Below are 859 nucleotides of genomic sequence, written 5' to 3' on the forward strand. Positions count from 1 at the left end.
TCCTGGTGTCCTGGTGCTGCCCGACCTGAGCGGCTGGACAGTGCATGCCGGCGATTCGCGCGTCTACCACTTCCGCGGCTCCGAGCTGGTCCGCCGCACGATCGACCATTCGTACGTTCAACGCCTGATCGACGAAGGCAAGATCACCGAGGCCCAGGCCAACACCCACCCGCAGTCGAACCTGCTGACGGGCTGCCTCGGCACCCAGCAAGACCCGCCGGTCGAGGTGACCCAGATCGAGAAGCTGGAAGTCGGCGACACGCTGCTCGCCTGCTCCGACGGGTTGTGGCACTACCTGAGCCAGAAAGAGCTCGGCGCCATCGTCAATGCGCTGAACCCGCGCGAAGCCAGCGAAATGCTGATCAGCAAGGCCCGCCAACGCGCGCGCGGCACGGGTGACAACCTGTCGCTGGCGATGATTCGTGTAGAAGCCCTGAAATAGTGCCCCCACGGCCCCCTGCCAGGGGCCTGCCCCCCGAGGGGGGCTCGCGCAGCGGCCCGGCAAAGGTTCTATGGTTTTCGTCAAGCGGGAATGGCGAATCTGTCCGGCTCGAAGGGCTGGCCGCTGCGCCAGACGGCATAGGCGACTCGCAGGAGCTTTCTAGCCAGGATGACCAGCGCCTCGGTGGTCTTGAAGCCGCGGCTGCGAAGCAGTTGGTACAGGGGACTGAACACCTTGCTGTGAGAGGCCGACATGGCCGCCATGTACATCTGGCGACGCAAGTCAGGCGATCCACGCTTGGACAGTCTTCGCTTGCCGTGGCTGCGCCCTGAGTCGTGCGCCCGAGGGTCCAAGCCACTGAAGGCGACCAAGGCATCAGCGCTGACGAACTGCAACCGCGCCAACAGGCTGCTCAGC

General features: G+C 65.3%; 2 protein-coding genes. One reads left to right on the plus strand and one right to left on the minus strand.

The window, feature by feature from the left end:
• Positions 1–442: PP2C family protein-serine/threonine phosphatase (locus AC1DYI_RS37135; RefSeq protein WP_477209069.1), on the plus strand; the 442-nt coding region annotated here is incomplete at its 5' end.
• 80 nt (positions 443–522) lie between these two features.
• Here AC1DYI_RS37135 and AC1DYI_RS37140 read toward each other — a convergent pair.
• Positions 523–859 (minus strand): transposase (locus tag AC1DYI_RS37140; RefSeq protein ID WP_477209070.1); only part of this gene is annotated, 337 nt, incomplete at its 5' end.

This window comes from Ideonella sp. P3_A4 (genome assembly GCF_056403075.1).